Genomic DNA, 22,668 nt, shown 5'->3' with positions numbered 1-22,668 from the left:
TTATGCCTCTGTCAGCACATTATCACCAGTTGTAAGTTGATGAAAGAAGTCTTCTATTTTATGACTTATCCCATCATTGGCATCTTCTTCTAAAGTTGCTCGAACTTGCAAAATTTTCTTTTCCAAATCATCAAAAGAAAGATGTTCAACAGCAACAACGCGCTCTGCCAAAAGAGAACACCCCGAAGAGGTAATATCAGCAACACCTCCACAAACAGCAAACAACTTCTCGCCTGAAGGAGTGAGAACGCGAACACTTCCTAATACAATACTCGCCAATAAAGGGGCATGATGCGCCATCACTGTTAAAGCGCCTGAAGCTGAAGGAAGAACAACGGATATCACCTGTTCTGAAAAAATAAGTTTCTCAGGCGACACAAGCTCAAACAAAAAATGCTCTATTCTATTGTTTTCCACAATGACCTCCACGAAGCTTGGTACAAAGACCTTTTGACCTTTCTACCACAAGCATTCGTTACAAATTTCCTCTTATGAAGAAGCTTCTGCAATGAGACGCTTTCCTTTTTCAATGGCTTCATCAATCGAACCAACCATATAAAAAGCTGCTTCTGGCAGATTGTCATAATCACCAGCGCAAAGACCTTTAAATCCTTTGATTGTGTCTTCTAAAGGCACCAGTTTCCCGGGAGAACCAGTAAAAGCTTCAGCCACATGGAAAGGTTGCGAAAGGAAACGTTCAATTTTACGTGCCCGCCCTACCAGCAACTTATCATCTTCAGAAAGTTCATCCATTCCAAGAATAGCAATAATATCTTGCAACGCTCTATAGCGTTGCAAAATGGTTTGAACTTGACAAGCAACGGTATAATGCTCTTCACCTACAATCAACGGATCTAACATGCGTGAGAAAGAATCAAGAGGATCAACCGCTGGATAAATACCCTTTTCAGCAATTGAACGCGAAAGAACGGTTGTTGCATCCAAATGGGCAAAGGATGTTGCAGGTGCCGGATCAGTCAAGTCATCGGCTGGAACATAAATAGCCTGAACAGAGGTAATCGAACCTGTTTTTGTACTGGTAATACGCTCTTGCAAAGCGCCCATATCCGTTGCCAAAGTTGGCTGATACCCCACAGCAGAAGGGATACGCCCTAAAAGAGCTGACACTTCAGCCCCTGCTTGTGTAAAACGGAAAATATTATCGACGAAGAAAAGAACATCTTGACCTTCATCACGGAAACTTTCTGCAATAGTCAATCCTGAAAGGGCAACACGTGCACGTGCTCCTGGTGGCTCATTCATTTGCCCATAAACGAGCGCACATTTTGACCCTTCCGTTGAACCATTATTGTCTTTTGGATTCACATTCACACGGCTTTCAATCATCTCATAATAGAGATCATTTCCTTCACGTGTACGTTCTCCCACACCAGCGAATACTGAATATCCTCCATGTGCCTTTGCAATATTGTTTATGAGCTCCATAATGAGAACGGTTTTACCAACACCAGCACCACCAAACAAACCAACTTTACCACCTTTAGAATAAGGCGCTAACAAATCAACGACTTTAATACCAGTAACAAGAATTTCTGATACCGTTGATTGTTCAACATATTGAGGAGCTTCTTGGTGAATAGAGCGCGTTTTAGTCGTTGCGATTGGCCCAACATTGTCAACCGGTTCTCCAATCACATTCATAATACGACCCAGCGTTGCTTCTCCAACGGGAACACTGATCTGTGTTCCAGTATCAAAAACCTTTTGGCCACGTGCCAACCCATCGGTTGTATCCATGGCAATCGTACGCACCGTATTTTCACCCAAGTGCTGAGCAACTTCTAAAACCAGTCGATTGCCTAGATTGTCTGTTTCTAATGCATTAAGAATATTTGGCAACGCGCCTTCAAACTGCACATCAACAACAGCACCAATAACCTGTTTAATCTCACCAACTGCCCCTTTTACTTGCGCATCTTTAGAAGAAGTTCGCTTAGGAGCAGAGGAATCTTTCATGCCAGCTTGAGATTTCGAGGCGGCTTTTTTCACGCCTGAACGAGCAGCTGATTTTTTTTCCTCAACTTTCGCTGCTCCTTTGCTTGACGTCACTGCTTTTACCATCAATCCTTACCTTTTCAATTTAAAGCGCTTCAGCGCCTGCAATAATTTCGATCAATTCTGTCGTGATCTGTGCCTGACGTTGACGATTATAAGTTACCGTCAACTTATTAATCATTTCACCCGCATTGCGCGATGCATTGTCCATAGCAGTCATCTTTGCCCCCATTTCACCGGCGACATTTTCAAGCAAAGCTCGGAAGATTTGCACCGAAAGATTGCGCAGCACCAGTTCATCCAAAAGAGAAGCTGCATCGGGCTCATAATCATAAACAGTCGATTGTGGAGCTTTACCTCCACTTATTTTCTCAGCAGCATCCACGTTTTCATCAATCCCTTTCAGGGAAACCGTTGGAATTAGGCCAAAAGCCATTGGACGTTGATTAATGACTGAAACAAACTCAGAGTAAAACAGTGTACACACATCGAACGCACCTTCATTGAATAAGTCAATGATACGCTGGCTGATCATTGCGGCTTCTGCAAAACCAATGCGTTTCACAGCACGCAAATCAATATGATCAATCATTAAGGCTTTGTAATCACGCAGTAAAATATCTGCCCCTTTTTTGCCCACAGTTAAAATTTTAACAATTTTACCGGCAGCAAGCAGTACTTCAATCTGCTCACGAGCACGCCGGGCAATTTGCATATTAAAAGCGCCACATAGACCCCGCTCAGCAGTACATACAACTAAAAGATGGACATCATCTCGACCAGTCCCACGCATGAGAGGGGGAGCATCGACCCCATCAACATCAGCAGCAACATTGGCTAAAATAGCAGCCATCCGCTGTGCATAAGGACGAGCAGACTGAGCCGCCTCTTGCGCACGGTGCAACCTTGCCGCTGCCACCATTTGCATGGCTTTGGTGATCTTCTGTGTTGCCTTAACCGAGGCGATACGGTCTCTAAGATCCTTCAATGAAGCCATTGGAGCATTCCATCAATTTATCACGAAAAATTTTTCGCATATGTATTAAGGACAGTAGTCAACTTATCTTTAATGTCATCCGTTATCTGCTTTTTATCAGCAATTTCTTGCAAAAGGTCTTGGTGATCACCACGGAGGAGCACCAAAAGACCCTGCTCGAACCGACCGACATCAGAAACAGCCAATGCATCAAGATAACCATTCACACCAGCAAAAATAACAACAACCTGTTCTTCTGTTTTAAGTGGAGAAAACTGTGGCTGCTTCAACAGCTCTGTCAAACGTGCCCCACGATTTAAAAGCCGCTGCGTTGACGCATCCAAATCCGAACCAAATTGTGCAAAAGCTGCCATTTCGCGATATTGTGCTAATTCACCTTTAATCGAACCTGCAACCTGCTTCATCGCTTTAATTTGCGCAGCAGAACCAACACGCGATACAGAAAGACCAACATTTACAGCAGGACGAATTCCCTGATAAAATAAATTGGTTTCTAGAAAAATTTGCCCATCAGTGATTGAAATCACGTTTGTAGGAATATAGGCAGAAACGTCATTCGCTTGTGTTTCAATGACTGGCAAAGCTGTCAAAGACCCAGAACCATTCTCAGCATTCAACTTTGCAGCCCGCTCTAAAAGGCGCGAATGAAGATAGAAAACATCTCCTGGATATGCTTCACGACCAGGCGGACGACGAAGCAAAAGAGACATTTGACGATAAGCCACTGCCTGTTTTGAAAGATCATCATAACCGATCAAAGCATGTTGACCATTATCACGGAAATATTCCCCCATTGCACAACCAGCAAGAGGTGCAATAAATTGCATAGGAGCAGGATCAGAAGCCGTAGCTGCTACGATAATTGAATATTCAAGAGCTCCACGCTCCTCCAAAACTTTCACGAACTGTGCAACCGTTGAACGTTTTTGCCCGATAGCGACATAAATACAATATACTTTGTCTTGGTCTTTTCCTGCACCTTTTTCGTGGAAGGGTTTCTGGTTTAAAAATGTATCGAGCAAAATGGCTGTTTTTCCTGTTTGACGATCACCGATCACCAACTCACGCTGTCCACGTCCAATAGGAATGAGTGCATCAATGGCTTTCAATCCTGTTGACATTGGCTCATGCACTGACTGACGTGGAATAATTCCAGGAGCCTTAACATCGACACGACGACGCTCTTTTGCATTGATAGGTCCCTTACCGTCTATAGGATTTCCCAGTGCATCGACAACACGCCCGAGCAAAGCTGGTCCGACAGGAACATCGACAATAGCACCTAACCGTTTAACGGTATCCCCTTCACGAATATCACGATCTGACCCAAAAATAACGACCCCGACATTATCGATTTCCAAATTCAGTGCCATACCACGCACACCATTTGAAAAGGAAACCATTTCCCCTGCTTGGACATTATCCAAACCATAAACGCGGGCGATACCATCACCGACAGAGAGAACCCAACCAATTTCTGAAACTTCAGCCTTTTGGTCAAAGTCTCTGATTTGCTCTTTTAGAATTTTTGAAATTTCAGACGGTCTAATATCCATCAGCTGACCTCTTTTTTCAATGCAAGCTTAAGCGAAGATAATTTCGTCACCAACGACGTATCAATCTGAGATGACCCCACGCGAACGATCAGTCCACCAAGAATTGTTGGATCAACACACATATTTAGCAAAACTTTTCCCCCAACGACACTTTCCAAAGCCTTACGCAACTCTTGGTTTTGGCTAGGGCTCAACGAACAGGCAGAAACAATCTGCGCCGAAACTTCCCCACGAGAAAGAGCAACATGGCGCTGAAAGGCATGTAAAATGCCGGATAAGGCAGAAAGCCTACGGTTTAGCGCAATAACACGCAAAAAATTACCAATAATCTGACCAGCACCCTTATCAACAAATTTGATGCTTTCACAAACAGAATGCATCACTTTAATCTGCTCCTTAACTGAAAAAAATGGACTCTGCACAAAGCGTTTTAAGTCTTCATTTTGATCTAAAACAGCTAAAAAAGATGCCACTGCCTTTTCAACACTTTCAACGGCTCCTGCTTCTTGAACAAACTCAAAAAGTGCTTGCGCATAGCGTTGATCTACCAATGGCAGCGGTATAAGAGAAAATGAACCCGACACGAAATACCGCCTCTTTCCCTTGAGCGACTCTCTGATAGTTATCAGACGAAGATAGTTACCAGATGAAATGGATCAGACACTCCAAATTTTAAGAAACTCTTTCTTAAAACCCAGAACAAAAAACTTTTCGGTTTCTAGCATAGACATAAACGACTCGCAACACCACAAACCGAAGCTTTCTGAAAATTTTTAAATAAAATATTCAAAATACTTTTAAAAACGTTTTTTCAGAGAACCATTCGTTTTTCTATGTCTCTTTTTGGCATTCTCTAATAATTTTTTCAAGTCTCTTTTCTTATCGTTCCATAAAAGATCTGCAACGAGAAGCAAAATAATCTCCTTTAGTTTTAAAATGGGACATTTTTCCTAAAATGCTCTTCCACCAAAAGAGTTTCCGAAACTTAAGACTTAAGACTTAAGACTTAAGACCGAGACCGAGACCGAGACCGAGACCGAGACCGAGACCGAGACCGAGACCGAGACCGAGACCGAGACCGAGACCGAGACCGAGACCGAGACCGAGACCGAGACCGAGACCGAGACCGAGACCGAGACCGAGACCGAGACCGAGACCGAGACCGAGACCGAGACCGAGACCGAGACCGAGACCGAGACCGAGACCGAGACCGAGACCGAGACCGAGACCGAGACCGAGACCGAGACCGAGACCGAGACCGAGACCGACGAGACCGAGACCGAGACCGAGACCGAGACCGAGAATGCACCGCTTGAAACTTATAAGCAAGCAATAAAAACGGACGTGATCCTAAAAAGCCGGAACATCTCCCTAATCCATTGCCGATCTATTCGTAGCCTTATGGCGTTGTTTTTCTAAGAGAGCGCGTATTTTTGCTGTTGCTTGTAAATCGACATCCAAACCTAATGCAGCAGCATGTTTGAGACAAATATTGAGGCGGTTTAGTGCTTTGTCTGCTGTTTGCAGCTTTTGTATACCAGATGAGAGCGAAAACATTGCGTATCTCTGTTTGTGTAATCTCTGAAACGGGCATGTAACCTCACTTGGGAAGAATATGAAGTTTGATGGGTAAAAATCAGTTTCCAGCCTTATCATCTTCCTTTTAATGCAGCTTTACGGCTTTCAAAAGTATCGAGAGCAATATCTTTTAAAGAATGGAGATTGCGCATCGCCTCACGCTTTTGTTTCTCACGTGTCTAATGGGATCACATCCCTCATGTAAAATAGAGCGACCCCGCGAAAACAGAACGTTATTGTGTTGCCAATTCACGGACTTTTCTAAAGGAACATTTTCCTAAGGCACCCAAGCCCATTTCGCGACAGCGTCCATGAAGAATATAAAGGTAAATCCATTGAGCACCACCATCTTTACACTTGTGAAGGAGCAAACCGGTATCATCATACTCTCTGCCGGCTCCCAATGTTACTACAAGCCCTTGCATTTGAGAGCGTTCATTGAAAGACATTTTTACTCTTTTCTTGTACAGTTTTATTCACACGCCAGCCCCGCTTGTTATGTGCAAGCAAGTGGCTTTGATTGATGTAATATAAACAGATTTGAAATGAGAGAATCTTACGATATTCCGGACTCTCATTCAACATGAGAACAATAAGTTATCATTATAATCAAGGCATTATCCTAAATTAAATAAAGTAAGTAACCAAACTTTTGGCTTAAAATTGTCTTTTTGCTTAAAGTTATCCCTCTTTAATAATTGAGCATCTCTCATTAAGAGAGCATCCCCGCGGACTCTTTTTAAAAAATACCTTTTAAGCAAACAGACCTCCACGGTATACTCTTTTGTCCTCAAAGAAAACTTTGTGGATCAATATCAATTTGAACCCGAACCGAAGAAGGCATTTTGGGTGCATTTGCAAGCATCGCACGAATAAACCCTTGCATATCAAAAGAACGTTGTCCCTGGAGCAAAAGTCGAAAACGATAACGCCCCCGCACGAGAGCCAGAGGTGCTTCTGCAGGTCCCATGACCGCGACATTTTTTTCCCGTGGTGCCGTTTGGCGTAACGCACGCGCATATTGTTCCGCCGCTTGACGTTTTTCTGAAGAGACAATCAAAGCAGCAAGCCGCCCATAAGGTGGAAGGTGATACTGCTGCCGCATAGCAATTTCGTGTGTATAAAAATCCTCACCTTGTTGTGAAAGTAAGGCTTGTATCACCGGATGATCAGGTTGATAGGTTTGCAATAATCCTAAACTTTCCAATCCCACACGCCCTGCCCTCCCTGTGACCTGAGACAAGAGCTGAAAAGTGCGTTCAGCCGCACGTAAATCGCCATTGGCAAGACCAAGATCCGCATCGATGACCCCAACGAGGGACAACCTAGGAAAATGGTGTCCTTTAGCGACTAATTGCGTTCCAATAATAATGTCAACATCGCCATTAGCAACGGCTTCTAATTCGCGCCGCAATTGACCAACCCCACCTTTTAAATCGGTTGAGAGAATCAATAACCGTGCCTGTGGAAAAAGCTCCCGTGTTTCCTCAGCAATTCTTTCCACTCCCGGTCCACAAGCCACGAGATGATCTAAAGTGCCACATTCAGGACATGCTTCTGGAAGCGGTTGGTGATAACCACAATGATGGCATTTAAGTTGCCCTTGCGCACGGTGCTCCACTAGCCAGCTTGAACAATCTGTACAATGAAAACGATGTCCACAAATCCGACACAACGTTAAAGGCGCATAACCACGTCGATTGAGAAAAAGCAGCGCCTGTTCACCCTTCTCAAGCGTTTGTGTTAAAGCACCTTCAAGCACAGAAGAAATAAAACGCCCTTTTTGTACACCTCCTTTACGCATATCAACCACCCGTAACTGTGGAAGTTCTGCCGCTTTAAAACGTGATGGCAAATTGACCCGTTGATAACGTCCCCACAAAACATTTGCCTGACTTTCAATCGACGGTGTAGCTGAAGATAAAATAACCGGGAAATGCTCGAAAGAACCCCGTGCAACCGCCATATCACGTGCATGATAAAAAATGCGTTCTTCTTGTTTATAAGCACCATCATGTTCTTCATCTACAACAATCAACCCAAGCTCTTGAAAGGGCAAAAAAAGTGCCGAACGTGCTCCAGCAACAACCCGCACCCGCCCTTCTGCAACTTGCCGCCACACACGTTCTCGACGACGCGGCGCTACATCTGAATGCCACTCCGCAGCAGCAGCTCCAAAGCGCGTATGAAAACGGTCTAAAAATTGTTGTGTTAAAGCAATTTCCGGCAACAAAATCAAAACCTGCTTGCCACAACTCAGCGCTTGAGCAACCGCTTCAAAATAAACTTCTGTCTTTCCTGATCCTGTCACACCATCAAGCAGAAAAACTTGAAACTGAGAAGACAAAACACCTTCTCGCAAAAGCCGTGCTGCTTCGCTCTGTTCTCCCTCCAACTTAGGGAAGCAAAAATCAGGATCAGGCATCGCCACAAGAGCAGGAGCCGGCACCATAACCTCTTCAAAAATCCCAAGCGCTCTTAACCCCTCAACAACGCTAACAGAAGTTCCTGCCGCATGCGCAAGACCAGAACGCGTCCAAACCATACCACCACGCGCCAACTCCAAAACCCGTAATCGTGCTGGTGTTAAACGCTCCACCTCTCCCCCACAATAGCGCAACCCCGGCATCTGTGCTTCCGGCTCTAAAGCAGCCGGCACACATAAAACCAATCGTGCAACAAGACCTAAAGGCGCCATTGTATACCGACTCACAAAACGCAAGAATGAGATCATCTCAGCCTTTAATGGTGGACAATCAAAAACATGGAGAACAGAGCGTAATTTTTTACCCGCCACAGGTGCAGCCCTTTGTCCATCCCTCGCTGTTTGCTCTCCAACATCCACAACAACACCACAAACTTGGCGCCCCATCACTGGAACACGAACAAAAGAACCAACCTCACACTCCATAGAAGATGGAACCTCATAACTATAAGCCTGCGCAACAGGAAGAGGTACCAAAATGGAAACAATCTTTCTTTCTGTCACGCTCTCTGTCCCATTTAACGTCATCTTTTGTCCCAAATTTATACGAACCTTTTATACCAACAACATCTCTACAACTTGCCTTTTGACACCTTTATAAAGAATCCTTTGCCTGACTGATGATTACACCCCTATCCCCCTTACCAATGCATCCTCTCTCCCCAAACCCCAAACCACAAACCCCAAACCACAAACCACAAACCACAAACCACAAACCACAAACCACAAATTGAAGAGTTACATCTCCCCCATAGCAGATAAAATCCAATAACGATAAGTATGCACAGCAAAAACAAGTACCAAAATGGAAACAATTTTTTTCTCTGTTACATTTTCCGTCATCTTCTCTTTTTCTACCAACTTTATACGCGTTTTTTTATGCCAATCTATAATAAGTGTTTTCATCTGTCCCCATCATTGAAAACAAACAAAAGCGCCAACATCATCCTCCATAAAAAACGGAGCTTTATAACGATAAGCATGTCGTAAGAATAGCCTGAGTGCTAGCACCCAAAACACAACCTTCCCACATTTTATTCTCTTTCCAACACCCAATTTTTGCCTTCTTCATTTATGTCTCCACTTATCATATAAGAGTGCAATCCTGCCTCTTGCTTTTGCCATGAACAATAGCGCATAACAAAAACAGGGATGCAACATCAGAAGCTTTGCAATCTAAAGAGCTAAAAACCAAGGAGATTGGATATGAAATTTTTTGTGGATAGCGCCAATATTGAAGAGATCCAAGAATTACAAAATTTAAGCCTCGTTGATGGTGTCACCACCAACCCTTCTCTTATTCTAAAATCAGGACGCAACATTCTTGAGGTTATAAAAGAAATTTGTTCCCTCGTTAATGGACCTGTTTCTGCTGAAGTCACAGCAACAAAATTTGAAAACATGATGGACGAAGCGGCTATTTTAGCAAAAATTGCCGACAATATTTGCATCAAACTTCCCATAACACTTGATGGATTGAAAGCCTGTAAAGCTCTAATAGCACAAGGGATAAAAACAAATCTCACACTTTGTTTTTCTGCCAATCAAGCCCTCTTAGCCGCCAAAGCAGGCGCAACATTTGTCTCACCTTTTATCGGCAGAATCGATGATTGCGCAATGGATGGTGTGGAATTACTTCATGAAATTCGCACGATTTATAATCACTATGGCTTTGCAACACAAATTTTAGCAGCCTCCATCCGCACAGTTAATCACGTTAAAGAAGCAGCATTAAGTGGTGCAGATATTGCAACTGTTCCACCAGCAATTTTAAAAACGCTGGTCAAACACCCTTTAACCGATAAAGGCTTACAAATCTTCTCAAGTGATTGGGAAAAAACCGGACAAAATATCGCTTAACGTCCAGAATTTTTATTTGCTAGAATTTTTATTTGCAAGGTCCCTTGAAAGCAACAGTAAAATCTGTTCAGCTAATTCTTCAGCCACACGCTTTTTCGCATCTTCTTCTGCTTGCAGAGTTGCATATTCCTGACGCAATCGTTCAAAAGATGCACTCACCGTTCCCATTCCTTTGGCAACAGGAACATTTTTCATATCTTGCAAGATATAAGAAGCTCTGCTCACTACGGTCCCAACAGAAGGCCGCCCGACTCTCTTCCTATCGCGATCAATTTCTATCTGCACAGATTCCCTTGTAAACACAGAGGTCTGCAATACCAATTGATAAGCGGGAGCAGAAGGTTTACTACCATTTCCATACAAAAGAAACAGCAAATGATTGCGCACCATTTGGCCAAAACGATCTGAAGGTTCTTCGACAATAATGCTTGCAAGCTTTGCAGAAAGCCCCACAGAACTCTTCTCAGAATGCCGACCATAAGAACCATAATTCATTGTCGTCGAAGTTTGCGACACCTGACGATACAGTGGTTCAACTGTGCACCCACACACAAACATGAGCAAACCAACTAAGCCCGCAAGAATAACATTTTTAAAGAACGACATTGACAATCCTTTGTGGAACAATAATCATTTTTTTAACCGGTTTTCCAGCCAATTGCGCCTGCACAAAATCAAGAGCCAAAACAGCTTCTTCAATCATTGCCGCATTCGCTGTTGCAGAAACAGTCACCTCACCACGTTTTTTACCATTCACCTGTACGGGTAAAGTATAACACTCTTCAACGGTTAATGCGGGGTCATAAACAGGCCAAGGCAGTTCAGAAATCAGATTTTCTCCTCCTAAAGCAGCGTGGCATTCTTCTGCTAAATGAGGCATCATAGGCGCAATCAGTGCAAGGAAAAAATCCATTGCTTGACGCAAAGCAGACTTCATTTCATCATCAACACTTGCTATTCTATTTAACAATGGCGCCATGATATTTAAAAATTCATAAAGGCGTGCAATTGCGCGATTAAAGGCAAACTTTTCCAAATCATCTTCCACGGCATAAAGCGTGCGATGCGCTGCTTTTGAAAGTTCCAAAGCTGCTCCTTGATGCCCTGCACGCGGTGCTATTTCCCTTAAAACCGGAGCACTCAAAGCCACACAGCGCCAAACACGCTGCACAAAACGATGCGCCCCTTCAACACCAGATTCTGTCCAGATGACATCCCGATCAGGAGGAGAATCGGACAACACAAACCAGCGCACAGTATCTGCCCCATAGGATGCGATAATATCGTCAGGATCAACGACATTCTTTTTTGATTTTGACATTTTTTCAATCGAACCAATCGTAACTTCACTTTGATCAGTCAATTTGTAAGCCTGTCGTTTACCATCCTTTTCAACAATTGAAATTTCTTCAGGTGAAACCCACCCCTGTGCATCGCGATAGGTTTCATGAACCACCATCCCTTGCGTAAAAAGCCCCTTAAAAGGCTCATCGACCGTCACATGACCAATCAATTTCATAGCGCGCATAAAAAAGCGTGCATAGAGAAGATGGAGAATCGCATGTTCAATTCCACCAATATATTGTTGCACCGGCAACCATTCAGCTATCGCTTGTTTGTCGACAGGCTCTTGTGCAAAAGGTGCAGTAAAACGCGCATAATACCAAGAAGAATCAACAAATGTATCCATGGTATCGGTTTCACGTCTAGCATCCTGACCACAAACAGGACAAGCAACTTTTTGCCATGTTTCATGACGCTCCAGTGGATTGCCCGGTTGATCAAAAGTCACGTCATCAGGCAACACCACCGGCAAATCATTGCGCGGCACAGGAACCACTCCACAAGCGGCACAATGGATCATCGGAATCGGACATCCCCAATAACGTTGACGTGAAATACCCCAATCACGCAAGCGAAATTGCACTGTTTTTTGCCCCTGAGGCTGCCCTTCCAGCACTTGCCCCTCAAGCCGTTTAGCAGCGGCTTCAAAAGCTTGTTGTGGTGTAAGACCATCCAAAAAGCCTGAATTGATCATCACGCCATCACCAGTATAAGCCGTTTCCCCAATCACGAAATCTTCTCTCTCAACCCCTTTTGGCAAAACCACCGGCTGCACAGGAAGGTCATATTTACGGGCAAAATCCAAATCTCTCTGATCATGCGCCGGACAACCAAAAACAGCCCCCGTTCCATACTCCATAAGCACAAAATTAGCGATATAAATGGGAACATGCACTGCTGGATCAAAGGGGTGAACAGCCAAAAGCGATGTGCGAAATCCTTGTTTTTCAGCTGTTTCCAGCGCTACGGTTGTTGTTCCACCACACCGACAGTTTTCAATAAAAGCGCTCAACGCTTTATCTTTTTGCGCAAGAGCTTGAGCAATAGGATGATCAAAAGACAATGCCAAAAAAGAAGCGCCAAAGAGTGTATCTGGACGCGTTGAATAACAGACAACTTCATTAAATGTCTTACAAGCATCATCCTCATCAACACCTATTGCTTTCAAAGCCCAACGAATCAACAGACCTTGTGATTTCCCAATCCAATTTTTTTGCATCGTGCGGACTTTTTCCGGCCACTGCTCCAGCTCTTCAAGTCCTGTCAACAAGTCTTCACTAAAATCACTAATTTTGAAAAACCATTGCGTCAATTCACGCTGTTCCACCAGCGCGCCCGAACGCCATCCCCGCCCATCAACAACCTGTTCATTTGCCAAAACGGTGTGGTCAACGGGGTCCCAATTCACCTTAGCCACTTTACGCGTCACCAAGCCCTTCTGATAAAGATCAAGGAACAGCATTTGTTGGCGATGGTAATAATCCACATCACACGTCGCAAATTCACGCGCCCAATCTAATGAAAGCCCTAATTGCTTTAATTGCCCGCGCATCACGGCAATATTCTGATAAGTCCACGTTTTGGGATGCACTTTATTTTGCATGGCAGCATTTTCCGCCGGCATACCAAAAGCATCCCACCCCATAGGATGCAACACATTAAACCCCTTTGCGCGTTTATAGCGCGCAACAACATCCCCCATAGCATAATTGCGCACATGCCCCATGTGAATGCGCCCAGAAGGATAAGGGAACATCTCTAAAACATAATATTTTTCACGGCAATCCTCGCCCGCGGTTTGAAAAATTTTCTTTTCATCCCAAATTTCCTGCCATTTTTGTTCGCGGGCACGTGGATTATAGCGTTCGCCTAAATGATAACGTTCAATCGTCATTTCTATTATACTCTTTATAAAATGAACTAAAAAACTTGTTTTATGCTTGACCATGGATTAACTCCATCGTCAACATTTTCAGTAAATATTTTACTAAGTATTTTACAAAGTTCTTATAAGCAATTGTTATAAGCAACTATCCAATCCTTTAATAAAAACGGAAAGAATACCTCATGAACACACAAAACAATCCTACTATTGAAGCATGGAAAAACCTTCAAACAGAGATTACTGAGACATGTCAAGACTATAATCGCCCTTTAGAAGAAGTCGAACTTATCGCTGTTTCAAAAACGGTCTCAGCCGAAGATATACGCCCTCTTTTGCAAGCAGGACAGCATCTTTTTGCAGAAAACCGCGTGCAAGAAGCCGCTGAAAAATGGCCTTGCCTGCGTCAACAATTTGCAACCATTGAACTTCACCTTATCGGTCCTTTACAATCGAATAAAACAGCAGAAGCGGTTAAAATTTTTGATGTCATTCAAACAGTTGATCGCGAAAAAATAGCCAAAAGCTTAGCCGAAGAAATGCAAAAACAAAAAAAACATCTCCCCTGCTATGTTCAAGTCAATATTGGGCTAGAGCCACAAAAAAGCGGTATCGCACCACAAGAAGTCATACCTTTTGTCACCCAATGCAAAAACAACTATGGACTTGATATCATCGGTCTTATGGGCATCCCCCCAGTAGAGGACAACCCCGGCCCCTATTTTGCGCTGTTAGCAAAACTAGCAAAAAAAGCCGGTCTTCCAAAACTATCTATGGGAATGTCTAATGACTTCAAAATCGCTCTTCAATTTGGCTCTAACGTCCTTCGCATTGGCTCCGCTTTATTTGGAAAGCGCCCTGTGTAAAGCAATTTCCCCTCATGTAAATTCACTCCCATTGAAAGCCCTCCTGAAAACCAAAAACAACAGCAATGAGCAAAAAATCTGGTCTTCCTAAGCTTCTCACCGGCACATCCATAACACGTACAATGGCTTCAAAATAGCACTGCAATTTGGCTCTCATATTCTTGCACATTTTCTTGCACATTGACTCTATTTTGCAAAACGCCTCTCCACCAAAAGAACTACAAGAAAGAAATCCTTTACAAAGAAAAAATGAGCAAAATAGGCGCATTGCGAATCCATGAAAAAACTATCGCGATGGTTCCCATTAAAAAACCACAGATTGCATCAACCTCTCCAATCCACGGAAACAGTCCCCCTACTTGCCAAATGCGGTAAAGTAAGCAACGAGAGGCTTAAAACATGGGTGTAAATACAACACCCCAATTTGAGTGTAACCAATGCGCCAAATAGCCCCTAAAACACCCGTGAGAACACCAAGATCCGTGCAAATAGCATAATAGAAAACACACAAGGACAACCATAAAAGCTTTCTGCACACCATAATGGTAAGATACGGTCGATCATCACCTAAAAAAGATTAATCAGTATGCGCACGCAAAAAAAACAACGAAACTGCGTTAATGATGGCATGAATATATTTTTGTGGTGTTTCTGAACCAAGAGAAGAATACCAACTTTTCATATACGCAATTTTTCTAATTTTAAACTTTAATTAAGAAAAAATATGGTGTCATTTCTTATATTTTAAAAAATTATAATTAATAATTATTATCTTTTAAGAAAAAATTTCATATATACATAATTTATATATTATTTATACAGTATTTTTATTGTTATTTTTAAAATTTATCTTTGACATTTCTCTAAAATGCATGATACCAATTTGAAATGTATCATAATGATACATTTTTATAAACAGCTAAGAATAGCGAAACAACGGAGTACAAAAATAGGTATTTCAAGTTCATCTAATGATTCACGTGGCGCAACAGGTTTCTGGGGAGAATGTAATACTGGTGGTTATATCTCGAATTCAAGTGAAACAGCACTCTTTAGTGCTGGTACAACAGCGGTAGGCATTGGATTGGCAAATGTTATTTTTCCAGAAGTAGCAATACCTATAAAAGCAGCTGTAACAGCAGCCTATGGAACAGGAGCAGTTGCAGGTCTTGTCTCTACAGCCAAGGAGTGCCACAAGTAAGCTCAAGAAGTATTATTTTAATTTATAGAGAATAGCCTTCAGATATCTCTGATAGTTAATATCATGATAAGCATGTATTTGATAAATATAGAAAAATAAATGTCTGATAACTATGGATAAAAATGCCTCAGAGATATCTATTTGTTTTTAACTTTTACACATTTTAGTTTGGATTTTTTTTATAATGGATATTTATCCTAAATTCTTGGAAACATTATTTCAAACAACTCTATTTGGATTAATACTTATCATTGTTTGTATATTAAAAAAATATAACAATAAATATATTATAATGCAAATATCATTTATACTAACTATATATTTTACTCTTATGTTTTTATATAATTTAATTAAATAATTGAAAATTATTATACGCATTAATTGTATTAATTCCTATTTTATTACTTTTAGAAAAAAGTTTAGTTACAGTTAGAAAATACATATTATATCAGTGTTATCGCTAGGTATTCTATGCTTTGTTTCTGATATTTCGTGTAAATAGTTTGGTTTATATTAATACCTTAATGAATTTAAGTTTTTTGAAACATGAGAAAGCAATATAAAGAACATTTAAATCGATAAATTATCTAGTATACCTTACCGCTGCTTTAATGATCTTTTAAAGATGTGCATCATCGGAGAGTTCGCTTGATTTCTTCTTTTACCTAAAAAACAAGCAAGAAATTCACTTTAGCTTTTCAATTTATTCTTAGCTTATATGGATCTTTAAGAAACATCTCTCCTTGTTCTCAATCCCATCTCCCAACACCGTACGTGAAGAGCATATAACGCAAAACACTAAGTGCTAGTATTTTTTATATTTCATAGAAGTAATAAACCCGTGCCATCACAATATTCGCGCTTCTGCGATGGCTTTACAAATAATACCAATAACCTATACACGCCCTCATCCCGTCTATCTTTAACTTTCTATGCTCTACAAAGCGTAACATACGGTCAATATTCTCCTGAAAAATAAAAGAACGAATCCCGTGCATATGCGCATAATACATGCACGCAAAACAATGGCAATAAGACCGATTTCAATAACGATATTTCTTTATCATTATTCCTTTGTCGATCTCTTAAACAAAGAGAAAAAACTTCAACTTTTCATATGCGAAATTTTTCTAAATTTAAATTTTAATTAAGAAAAAATATGGCATCATTTCTTATATTTTAAAATATTATAAGTAATATTATTATTCTTTTAAGAAAAAATTCATATATACATAATATAGTTATTATTTATACAGTATTTTTATTGTTATTTTTAAAGTTTATCTTTGATATTTTTCTAAAAATACGCGATAGCCATTTGAAATGTATCATTGTGATACTACTTTTAATGTAGATAATTCAAGGAGGATTAATATGTTTGGTTCATTCAACACATTCGGTCATATGGCGACAAAGCCTTCTTTTGGTCATTCGCACAATTCAAGACCTACTCATGGAAATGCATGTAGTCCTGGTGCTTTTATGTCTCACATGAATGCAAAAGGCTTTGAAGTAGGAGTTCCGTCAGGAGTAGGCGGAGCAATTCTAGGTGGTATATCTGGAGGACCAGTGGGTGCATTTACAGGTGGAATGGGGGCTTTTGCATTAGGATTCGCAGGAGGTGCTGCTTCGGGTTTTATAGATAAAGCTCGTGAATGTTGGTTCTAATTTATAAAAAGTAGCGACAAAGATATCTCTGAAATTAGTATTTTTGTAAATATATTCGAAAGAATATACCAAAATAAATATTGCTGGATGAAATAATTTTCAGAGATATCTAATAGTATCAGATACTATAACTAGGATTTTACTATAATGAATATTCGTTATGAAATCGTAAGAATGTTTTGTATGCTTTTTGTATTTGTATCTCTCTATACTACTATTATCAAAGTATTCTGTGGTCGGAGTTGGAAGTTAGCTATCATAACATCATTATCGGGAGGAGTTGTGCTATTTATTTTTGATAGTTTGTGTAGATACTTCGGTTTATATTAATATTTATCGGATGAGTTTCGAGTACACTGAACAAATTTTTTCATAAGTATTTATTAATCTCATTACTATAACTAGGATTTTGTTATAATGGATATTCATTATGAAATTGTAAGACTATTTTTCATGCTAATTATAATTACTCCTATAATTGCCATTCCTTTTAAAATATTCAGTGGTGTGAGTTGGAAATTGTCTATTATAATGGCATTATCGTCAGTTATTATTTCCTTTATTTCTGATTTTTTGCGTAGATATTTTGGTTTATATTAATCTTTATTGGATGAGTTCCGAGTACACTGAATAAAGTAGCGATAATGCTATTAATGAATGATTATGATTTATAATGACAGATTTTACTCATAAAATTATTGAATCGCTTATAGCAACGTTTTTTTTGGTTTAATATATATTTTTTATTATAAGTTTATTTATTACAGCTGGAAAGATTCTATAAAAAAGTCATTATTAATAAGCTGTGTATTCTTTCTTTTTAGTCTTTTATTTAACGATATTGGTTTATATCAACTTGTAAGGGACATTTTTTAATGTTTTTATGCGTTTATAAAAAGCTCTATACCGCAATAGGCTTTGCCACATTTGAGTATCCTAAAAGCATAGAATACCCTCTTTAATATCATCACATCAGATTTTAAAAATTGACTATTCCAATCTTTGTCATTTAGTCTAACCTCACAATGAAAAGCTTTTGAGACGACTCTGCCAAAAATATAACCATACAAAAATACAGAGGCAGATTTTTCCAAATAAATAAGAGAGGGAATCTATGTCTGAAAAAATTTATCCGATACCAGCTGATATCAAAAAAAATGCGCTTATCAATGAGGAGACCTATCAACAATGGTATCGAGAAAGCATCAATGATCCAGAAAGCTTTTGGAAAAAACACGGTCAACGTATTGAATGGTTTAAGCCTTATACAAAAGTAAAAAACACTTCATTTAATGGAGATGTCTCGATACAATGGTATGAGGATGGAATAACAAATGTTGCCTATAATTGCATTGATCGCCACCTGAAAACCCATGGTGATAAAATTGCACTGATTTGGGAAGGAGATAACCCTTATCATGATAAAAAAATAACCTATAACGCGCTTTATCAACATGTCTGTCGTTTTGCGAATATCTTAAAAAACCATGGTGTAAAAAAAGGTGATAGAGTCACCATTTACTTACCGATGATCCTCGAAGCTGCCTATGCCATGCTTGCTTGTGCCCGCATTGGCGCCATTCATTCGGTTATTTTTGCTGGTTTTTCTGCTGAAGCAATAGCAGGACGTATTGTTGATTGTGAATCAACCTTCATCATTACTGCTGATCAAGGCTTACGTGGAGGAAAACAGATTAACTTAAAAGACAATGTTGACCATGCCATTGACATAGCGGCCCGCCAGAATGTGCATGTAGATCAAGTTATGGTCATACGGCGTACCAGTAAACCAATTCATTGGGTAGAGGGACGTGATTTTTGGTATCATGAAGAAGTCTCCCATGCCAAAACGGATTGTCCAGCAGAACCAATGAATGCTGAAGATCCCCTGTTTATTCTTTACACCTCAGGCTCAACCGGCAACCCGAAAGGTGTTTTGCATACAACAGCAGGTTATCTTGTTTATGTATCAATGACACATCAATATGTTTTTGATTATCGTCCTGATGAAATTTACTGGAGTACTGCCGATATTGGTTGGATTACCGGCCATTCTTACTTGATTTATGGTCCTTTGTGCAATGGTGCTACCACGTTAATGTTTGAAGGAACACCAACCTTTCCAGACAACAGCAGATTTTGGGAAATTGTTGATAAACATCAGGTAAATACACTCTACACCGCACCAACGGCTATTCGCGCGTTAATGGGTGCGGGAAATTCCTTTGTTGAACGCTCGCAAAGAACATCGTTGCGTCTTTTAGGTACGGTCGGAGAACCCATTAATCCAGAAGCATGGGAATGGTTTTACCATATGGTGGGAAACGACAGATGTCCTATTCTTGATACATGGTGGCAAACAGAAACAGGAGGGCATATGATCACTCCTTTGCCTGGTGCAACAAAACTCAAAGCAGGATCAGCCACCTGTCCATTTTTTGGTGTTCAACTTCAAATTGTCGATGACCAAGGAAATGTTTTAGAAGGTGAAGCAGAAGGCAATCTCTGCATCATTGACTCATGGCCTGGTCAAATGCGCACTCTTTACAATGACCATGAGCGTTTTATTGAAACCTATTTTTCCACATATAAAGGAAAATATTTCACAGGAGATGGCTGTAAACGCGACAGCGATGGCTATTATTGGATTACAGGACGGGTTGATGACATTCTCAATGTCTCTGGACACAGGCTAGGAACAGCTGAAATTGAATCAGCACTTGTTTCTCATCCAGCAGTTTCAGAAGCAGCGATTGTTGGTTATCCGCATCCCATTAAAGGACAGGGAATTTACAGTTTTGTCACCTTAATGGAAGGAACATCCGCGAGTGAAGAGTTACATAAAGACCTTATTCGGCATGTCAGAAAGGAAATTGGCTCGATAGCCATATTGGATAAAATTCAGTTTGCCCCTCAGTTACCCAAAACACGGTCGGGAAAAATTATGAGACGTATTTTGCGAAAAATTGCCGAAAATAATTTTGATAACCTAGGAGATATTTCAACCCTTGCCGAACCACAAGTCGTTGATGATCTTATTGCCAACCGCCAAAATTAAAAAATCCACTGCTTAATGGCAAAACACCAACGGTGACTTTAGCCTTCCTGCTGGGATTCCTTCAGCATGCTAAAGTCACCGATAAAGATAAAAAGAAAAACAGAGCAATAAATGTGAATCCCAATATCTGTAAAAACAGAAACTCCTTTCTCAAGAATAAATCAGAAACAGTTGAAGAAAAATATTCATAATTGTGGAGTATAAACTCTAAGAAGAACTTGCAAAAATAAGAGCAAAGGTCCCTTTGCTAACCACAACCCCAAAAGAAAGACCAAAAGAAAGAAACGACTGCTGCCCAAAAAACAGGAACGGTTGCTCTTATGTTTCCGCTAGAATCACATTGAAATTCCTGCTAAAATCACGAATAAAAGTCAAAAGGAAAATATAACAATTGATGGTATTCTCACAGAGAAGAATTCTCAATAATAAATAGGAAGCATTAAAGAAAAACATTTAGAACTATAGAGTATAAACCCCAACCAAGAGCCTAAAACAATGAGAACAAAAGTCCTCACAATGATGCAAGATAAAAGCAGAAGTGGTAACGAAAAGTGATTCATTTTGAAAACGTCGGTTTGCGCTACGGAATGGGTCCTGAAATTCTCCGTGATATTAGCTTTCATATTCCTCCTGGATCATTTCAATTTTTAACTGGTGCTTCTGGAGCCGGTAAGACATCGTTGATGCGTCTGATGTTTTTAGCACTTAAACCAACCCGTGGTCATATTGATCTCTTTGGAACGGATACAGCGCTTCTCAAACGACAAGAACTCCCTGCACTAAGACAACGCATTGGAGTTGTCTTTCAAGATTTTCGTCTTCTTGACCACATGACCACTTATGAAAATGTCTCTTTACCCTTACGCATTAAGGGACAAGAAGAAGCAACTTATCGCAGTGAAGTAGAAGATCTTCTGTGTTGGGTAGGTCTTGGAAATCATATTCATGTTTTACCACCGGTTCTTTCCGGCGGTGAGAAACAAAGAGTTGCCATTGCACGCGCACTCATTGATCAACCCGAAATCCTTCTAGCTGATGAACCAACAGGAAATGTTGATCCACCTTTAGCAAAACGCCTGCTACGCTTGTTTATTGAATTAAACCGTTTTGGAACAGCGGTCATTATCGCCACCCATGATATCGCATTGATGGAGCAAGTGGCAGCACGGCGTATGCTTCTCCACAATGGACGGATGACAATTCATGAATAAGTCTTTCCCAATTTTTACACGCGATAAAAAAAATACAACTGCTATTATTCCCAGCGGCAATATTTCTGGACAAGCACTCGTTGCAGTCATTGCTATTATGACATTTCTCTCAAGCCTGACATTGATCGGTGTTGATTTCATGCAGCGTGCAGCCAACAATTGGAGCAATCAAATTAGCTATGAAGCAACAATTCAAATACGCCCCATTGAAAATGTTGATATCGAAAAAGCCCTTAGCGATGCAGTTAAGTTAGTTAAAACATTTCATGGTGTACAAGACGCCAAAATTGTTGATCAAAAAGCTACTGAAAAACTTCTCGAACCATGGCTTGGAACAGGTTTAAGCTTAAATGAATTGCCCGTTCCCCGCCTTATCATTGTAACATTGAAAGAGAATGAAGAGATCAATTTTCGCGCAATCAATCACGCAATCAAAACACAAATTCCAGGAGGCCAATTTGATGATCACCGTGTTTGGGTAAACCGTTTTGCAAAAATGGCACAGACAACTGTTTTTATTGGTTTTTCAATTTTAATACTGGTTCTAAGTTCACTAATACTCACGATTATTTTTGCCACACGCAATGCACTGGCAGAGAATGCGCATATTATCAATGTCCTCTACTTCCTAGGCACTGAAACCCTTTTCATTGCACGACAATTTGATTGGCATTTTTTTAAAACCGCACTCCGCGGTGCATTATACGGTGGTGCCGCAAGCGCACTCCTGTTTGCTGCTTTTTCTGTCTGGACAAGACATAATCTAGGAACAGTGGAAGCCAACCAAGTAACCGCTTTATTTGGGCATTTTTCCATAAGTTCCATTCCTTATGGAAAAATCATTGGCCTTATTCTGTTTGTTTCTTTTCTTACCATGCTAACAAACCGAATGACTATTTTGGCACAACTTAAAAAAATTGATCAATGCGAAAACGGCTTATTTTAA

General features: G+C 40.7%; 18 protein-coding genes and 1 pseudogene. 7 read left to right on the top strand and 12 right to left on the bottom strand.

Annotated elements, in window-relative coordinates:
- The 9 genes and pseudogenes from atpC to QHG54_RS06685 all read right to left on the bottom strand — a co-directional run bounded on the left by atpC (position 1) and on the right by QHG54_RS06685 (position 9,538).
- Positions 1 to 417, bottom strand: a complete 417-nt coding sequence (gene atpC / locus QHG54_RS06725; RefSeq protein WP_317993914.1) for an ATP synthase F1 subunit epsilon — start codon at positions 415 to 417, stop codon at positions 1 to 3.
- Positions 418 to 489: 72 nt separating this feature from the next.
- The gene (gene atpD / locus QHG54_RS06720; RefSeq protein ID WP_317993915.1) at positions 490 to 2,082 is read right to left on the bottom strand and encodes a F0F1 ATP synthase subunit beta; all 1,593 of its coding nucleotides are present in this window, start codon (positions 2,080 to 2,082) and stop codon (positions 490 to 492) included.
- Between the two features lie 19 nt (positions 2,083 to 2,101).
- Positions 2,102 to 3,013, bottom strand: coding sequence for a F0F1 ATP synthase subunit gamma (locus QHG54_RS06715; RefSeq protein WP_317993916.1), 912 nt, complete (start codon positions 3,011 to 3,013; stop codon positions 2,102 to 2,104).
- A gap of 20 nt (positions 3,014 to 3,033) precedes the next feature.
- Positions 3,034 to 4,569: a F0F1 ATP synthase subunit alpha gene (gene atpA / locus QHG54_RS06710; RefSeq protein ID WP_317993917.1), complete on the bottom strand. Its 1,536-nt coding sequence runs from the start codon at positions 4,567 to 4,569 to the stop codon at positions 3,034 to 3,036.
- Positions 4,569 to 5,153 (bottom strand): F0F1 ATP synthase subunit delta, encoded by a 585-nt coding sequence (locus tag QHG54_RS06705; RefSeq protein WP_317993918.1) that lies wholly within the window; start codon positions 5,151 to 5,153, stop codon positions 4,569 to 4,571. The genes atpA and QHG54_RS06705 overlap by 1 nt, the downstream gene beginning before the upstream one ends.
- 415 nt (positions 5,154 to 5,568) lie before the next feature.
- Positions 5,569 to 5,898 carry a hypothetical protein gene (locus QHG54_RS06700; RefSeq protein WP_406604073.1) on the bottom strand — a complete coding sequence of 110 codons (330 nt, stop codon included), beginning with the start codon at positions 5,896 to 5,898 and terminating at the stop codon, positions 5,569 to 5,571.
- A gap of 45 nt (positions 5,899 to 5,943) precedes the next feature.
- A pseudogene (locus tag QHG54_RS06695) lies at positions 5,944 to 6,572 on the bottom strand (integrase); the annotation flags it as partial.
- Between the two features lie 365 nt (positions 6,573 to 6,937).
- Positions 6,938 to 9,160, bottom strand: a complete 2,223-nt coding sequence (locus tag QHG54_RS06690) for a primosomal protein N' (protein ID WP_406604072.1) — start codon at positions 9,158 to 9,160, stop codon at positions 6,938 to 6,940.
- Between the two features lie 210 nt (positions 9,161 to 9,370).
- On the bottom strand, positions 9,371 to 9,538 hold the full coding sequence (locus QHG54_RS06685) for a hypothetical protein (RefSeq protein WP_317993920.1): 168 nt from the start codon (positions 9,536 to 9,538) through the stop codon (positions 9,371 to 9,373).
- A 300-nt stretch (positions 9,539 to 9,838) separates the two neighbouring features.
- On the opposite strand from QHG54_RS06685, the gene fsa reads away from it, so the two are divergent.
- Positions 9,839 to 10,492, top strand: coding sequence for a fructose-6-phosphate aldolase (fsa, locus tag QHG54_RS06680; RefSeq protein ID WP_317993921.1), 654 nt, complete (start codon positions 9,839 to 9,841; stop codon positions 10,490 to 10,492).
- Between the two features lie 12 nt (positions 10,493 to 10,504).
- Here fsa and lptE read toward each other — a convergent pair whose 3' ends face one another.
- On the bottom strand, positions 10,505 to 11,098 hold the full coding sequence (lptE, locus tag QHG54_RS06675) for an LPS assembly lipoprotein LptE (protein WP_317993922.1): 594 nt from the start codon (positions 11,096 to 11,098) through the stop codon (positions 10,505 to 10,507).
- Positions 11,085 to 13,730, bottom strand: a complete 2,646-nt coding sequence (gene leuS, locus QHG54_RS06670) for a leucine--tRNA ligase (protein ID WP_406604542.1) — start codon at positions 13,728 to 13,730, stop codon at positions 11,085 to 11,087. The genes lptE and leuS overlap by 14 nt, the downstream gene beginning before the upstream one ends.
- A 173-nt stretch (positions 13,731 to 13,903) precedes the next feature.
- Between leuS and QHG54_RS06665 the strand changes: the two genes are divergently transcribed.
- Complete coding sequence (locus QHG54_RS06665; protein WP_406604071.1) at positions 13,904 to 14,584, top strand: YggS family pyridoxal phosphate-dependent enzyme; 681 nt, start codon at positions 13,904 to 13,906, stop codon at positions 14,582 to 14,584.
- Between the two features lie 22 nt (positions 14,585 to 14,606).
- Here QHG54_RS06665 and QHG54_RS06660 read toward each other — a convergent pair whose 3' ends face one another.
- A complete protein-coding gene (locus tag QHG54_RS06660) occupies positions 14,607 to 14,741 on the bottom strand; it encodes a hypothetical protein (protein ID WP_317993925.1) in 135 nt (44 codons plus the stop codon).
- 741 nt (positions 14,742 to 15,482) lie between these two features.
- Here QHG54_RS06660 and QHG54_RS06655 point away from each other — a divergent pair.
- The 5 genes from QHG54_RS06655 to QHG54_RS06635 all read left to right on the top strand — a co-directional run bounded on the left by QHG54_RS06655 (position 15,483) and on the right by QHG54_RS06635 (position 22,668).
- Positions 15,483 to 15,785, top strand: coding sequence for a hypothetical protein (locus tag QHG54_RS06655; protein WP_406604070.1), 303 nt, complete (start codon positions 15,483 to 15,485; stop codon positions 15,783 to 15,785).
- 1,374 nt (positions 15,786 to 17,159) lie between these two features.
- On the top strand, positions 17,160 to 17,453 hold the full coding sequence (locus tag QHG54_RS06650; protein WP_406604069.1) for a hypothetical protein: 294 nt from the start codon (positions 17,160 to 17,162) through the stop codon (positions 17,451 to 17,453).
- A gap of 1,114 nt (positions 17,454 to 18,567) precedes the next feature.
- Positions 18,568 to 20,511: an acetate--CoA ligase gene (gene acs / locus QHG54_RS06645; protein WP_317993928.1), complete on the top strand. Its 1,944-nt coding sequence runs from the start codon at positions 18,568 to 18,570 to the stop codon at positions 20,509 to 20,511.
- A gap of 551 nt (positions 20,512 to 21,062) precedes the next feature.
- The gene (gene ftsE / locus QHG54_RS06640; RefSeq protein ID WP_317993929.1) at positions 21,063 to 21,722 is read left to right on the top strand and encodes a cell division ATP-binding protein FtsE; all 660 of its coding nucleotides are present in this window, start codon (positions 21,063 to 21,065) and stop codon (positions 21,720 to 21,722) included.
- Complete coding sequence (locus QHG54_RS06635; RefSeq protein ID WP_317993930.1) at positions 21,715 to 22,668, top strand: ABC transporter permease; 954 nt, start codon at positions 21,715 to 21,717, stop codon at positions 22,666 to 22,668. The genes ftsE and QHG54_RS06635 overlap by 8 nt, the downstream gene beginning before the upstream one ends.

The organism is Bartonella gliris, assembly GCF_045277155.1.
GTDB classification, from domain to species: Bacteria; Pseudomonadota; Alphaproteobacteria; order Rhizobiales; family Rhizobiaceae; genus Bartonella; species Bartonella gliris.
The sequence above is the reverse complement of the archived record's forward strand: the minus strand, read 5'-3'. Positions and strand labels throughout refer to the sequence as shown.

What these genes read in the sequence shown, in the direction of transcription:
- QHG54_RS06655 (WP_406604070.1), top strand. Translation starts at nt 15,483, where the DNA reads ATGATACATTTTTATAAACAGCTAAGAATAGCGAAACAACGGAGTACA.
- acs (WP_317993928.1), top strand. Translation starts at nt 18,568, where the DNA reads ATGTCTGAAAAAATTTATCCGATACCAGCTGATATCAAAAAAAATGCG.
- QHG54_RS06685 (WP_317993920.1), bottom strand. Translation starts at nt 9,538, where the DNA reads ATGAAAACACTTATTATAGATTGGCATAAAAAAACGCGTATAAAGTTG.
- QHG54_RS06665 (WP_406604071.1), top strand. Translation starts at nt 13,904, where the DNA reads ATGAACACACAAAACAATCCTACTATTGAAGCATGGAAAAACCTTCAA.
- atpA (WP_317993917.1), bottom strand. Translation starts at nt 4,569, where the DNA reads ATGGATATTAGACCGTCTGAAATTTCAAAAATTCTAAAAGAGCAAATC.
- QHG54_RS06660 (WP_317993925.1), bottom strand. Translation starts at nt 14,741, where the DNA reads ATGAGAGCCAAATTGCAGTGCTATTTTGAAGCCATTGTACGTGTTATG.
- QHG54_RS06650 (WP_406604069.1), top strand. Translation starts at nt 17,160, where the DNA reads ATGTTTGGTTCATTCAACACATTCGGTCATATGGCGACAAAGCCTTCT.
- leuS (WP_406604542.1), bottom strand. Translation starts at nt 13,730, where the DNA reads ATGACGATTGAACGTTATCATTTAGGCGAACGCTATAATCCACGTGCC.
- lptE (WP_317993922.1), bottom strand. Translation starts at nt 11,098, where the DNA reads ATGTCGTTCTTTAAAAATGTTATTCTTGCGGGCTTAGTTGGTTTGCTC.
- QHG54_RS06635 (WP_317993930.1), top strand. Translation starts at nt 21,715, where the DNA reads ATGAATAAGTCTTTCCCAATTTTTACACGCGATAAAAAAAATACAACT.
- atpD (WP_317993915.1), bottom strand. Translation starts at nt 2,082, where the DNA reads ATGGTAAAAGCAGTGACGTCAAGCAAAGGAGCAGCGAAAGTTGAGGAA.
- fsa (WP_317993921.1), top strand. Translation starts at nt 9,839, where the DNA reads ATGAAATTTTTTGTGGATAGCGCCAATATTGAAGAGATCCAAGAATTA.
- QHG54_RS06715 (WP_317993916.1), bottom strand. Translation starts at nt 3,013, where the DNA reads ATGGCTTCATTGAAGGATCTTAGAGACCGTATCGCCTCGGTTAAGGCA.
- QHG54_RS06690 (WP_406604072.1), bottom strand. Translation starts at nt 9,160, where the DNA reads ATGACGTTAAATGGGACAGAGAGCGTGACAGAAAGAAAGATTGTTTCC.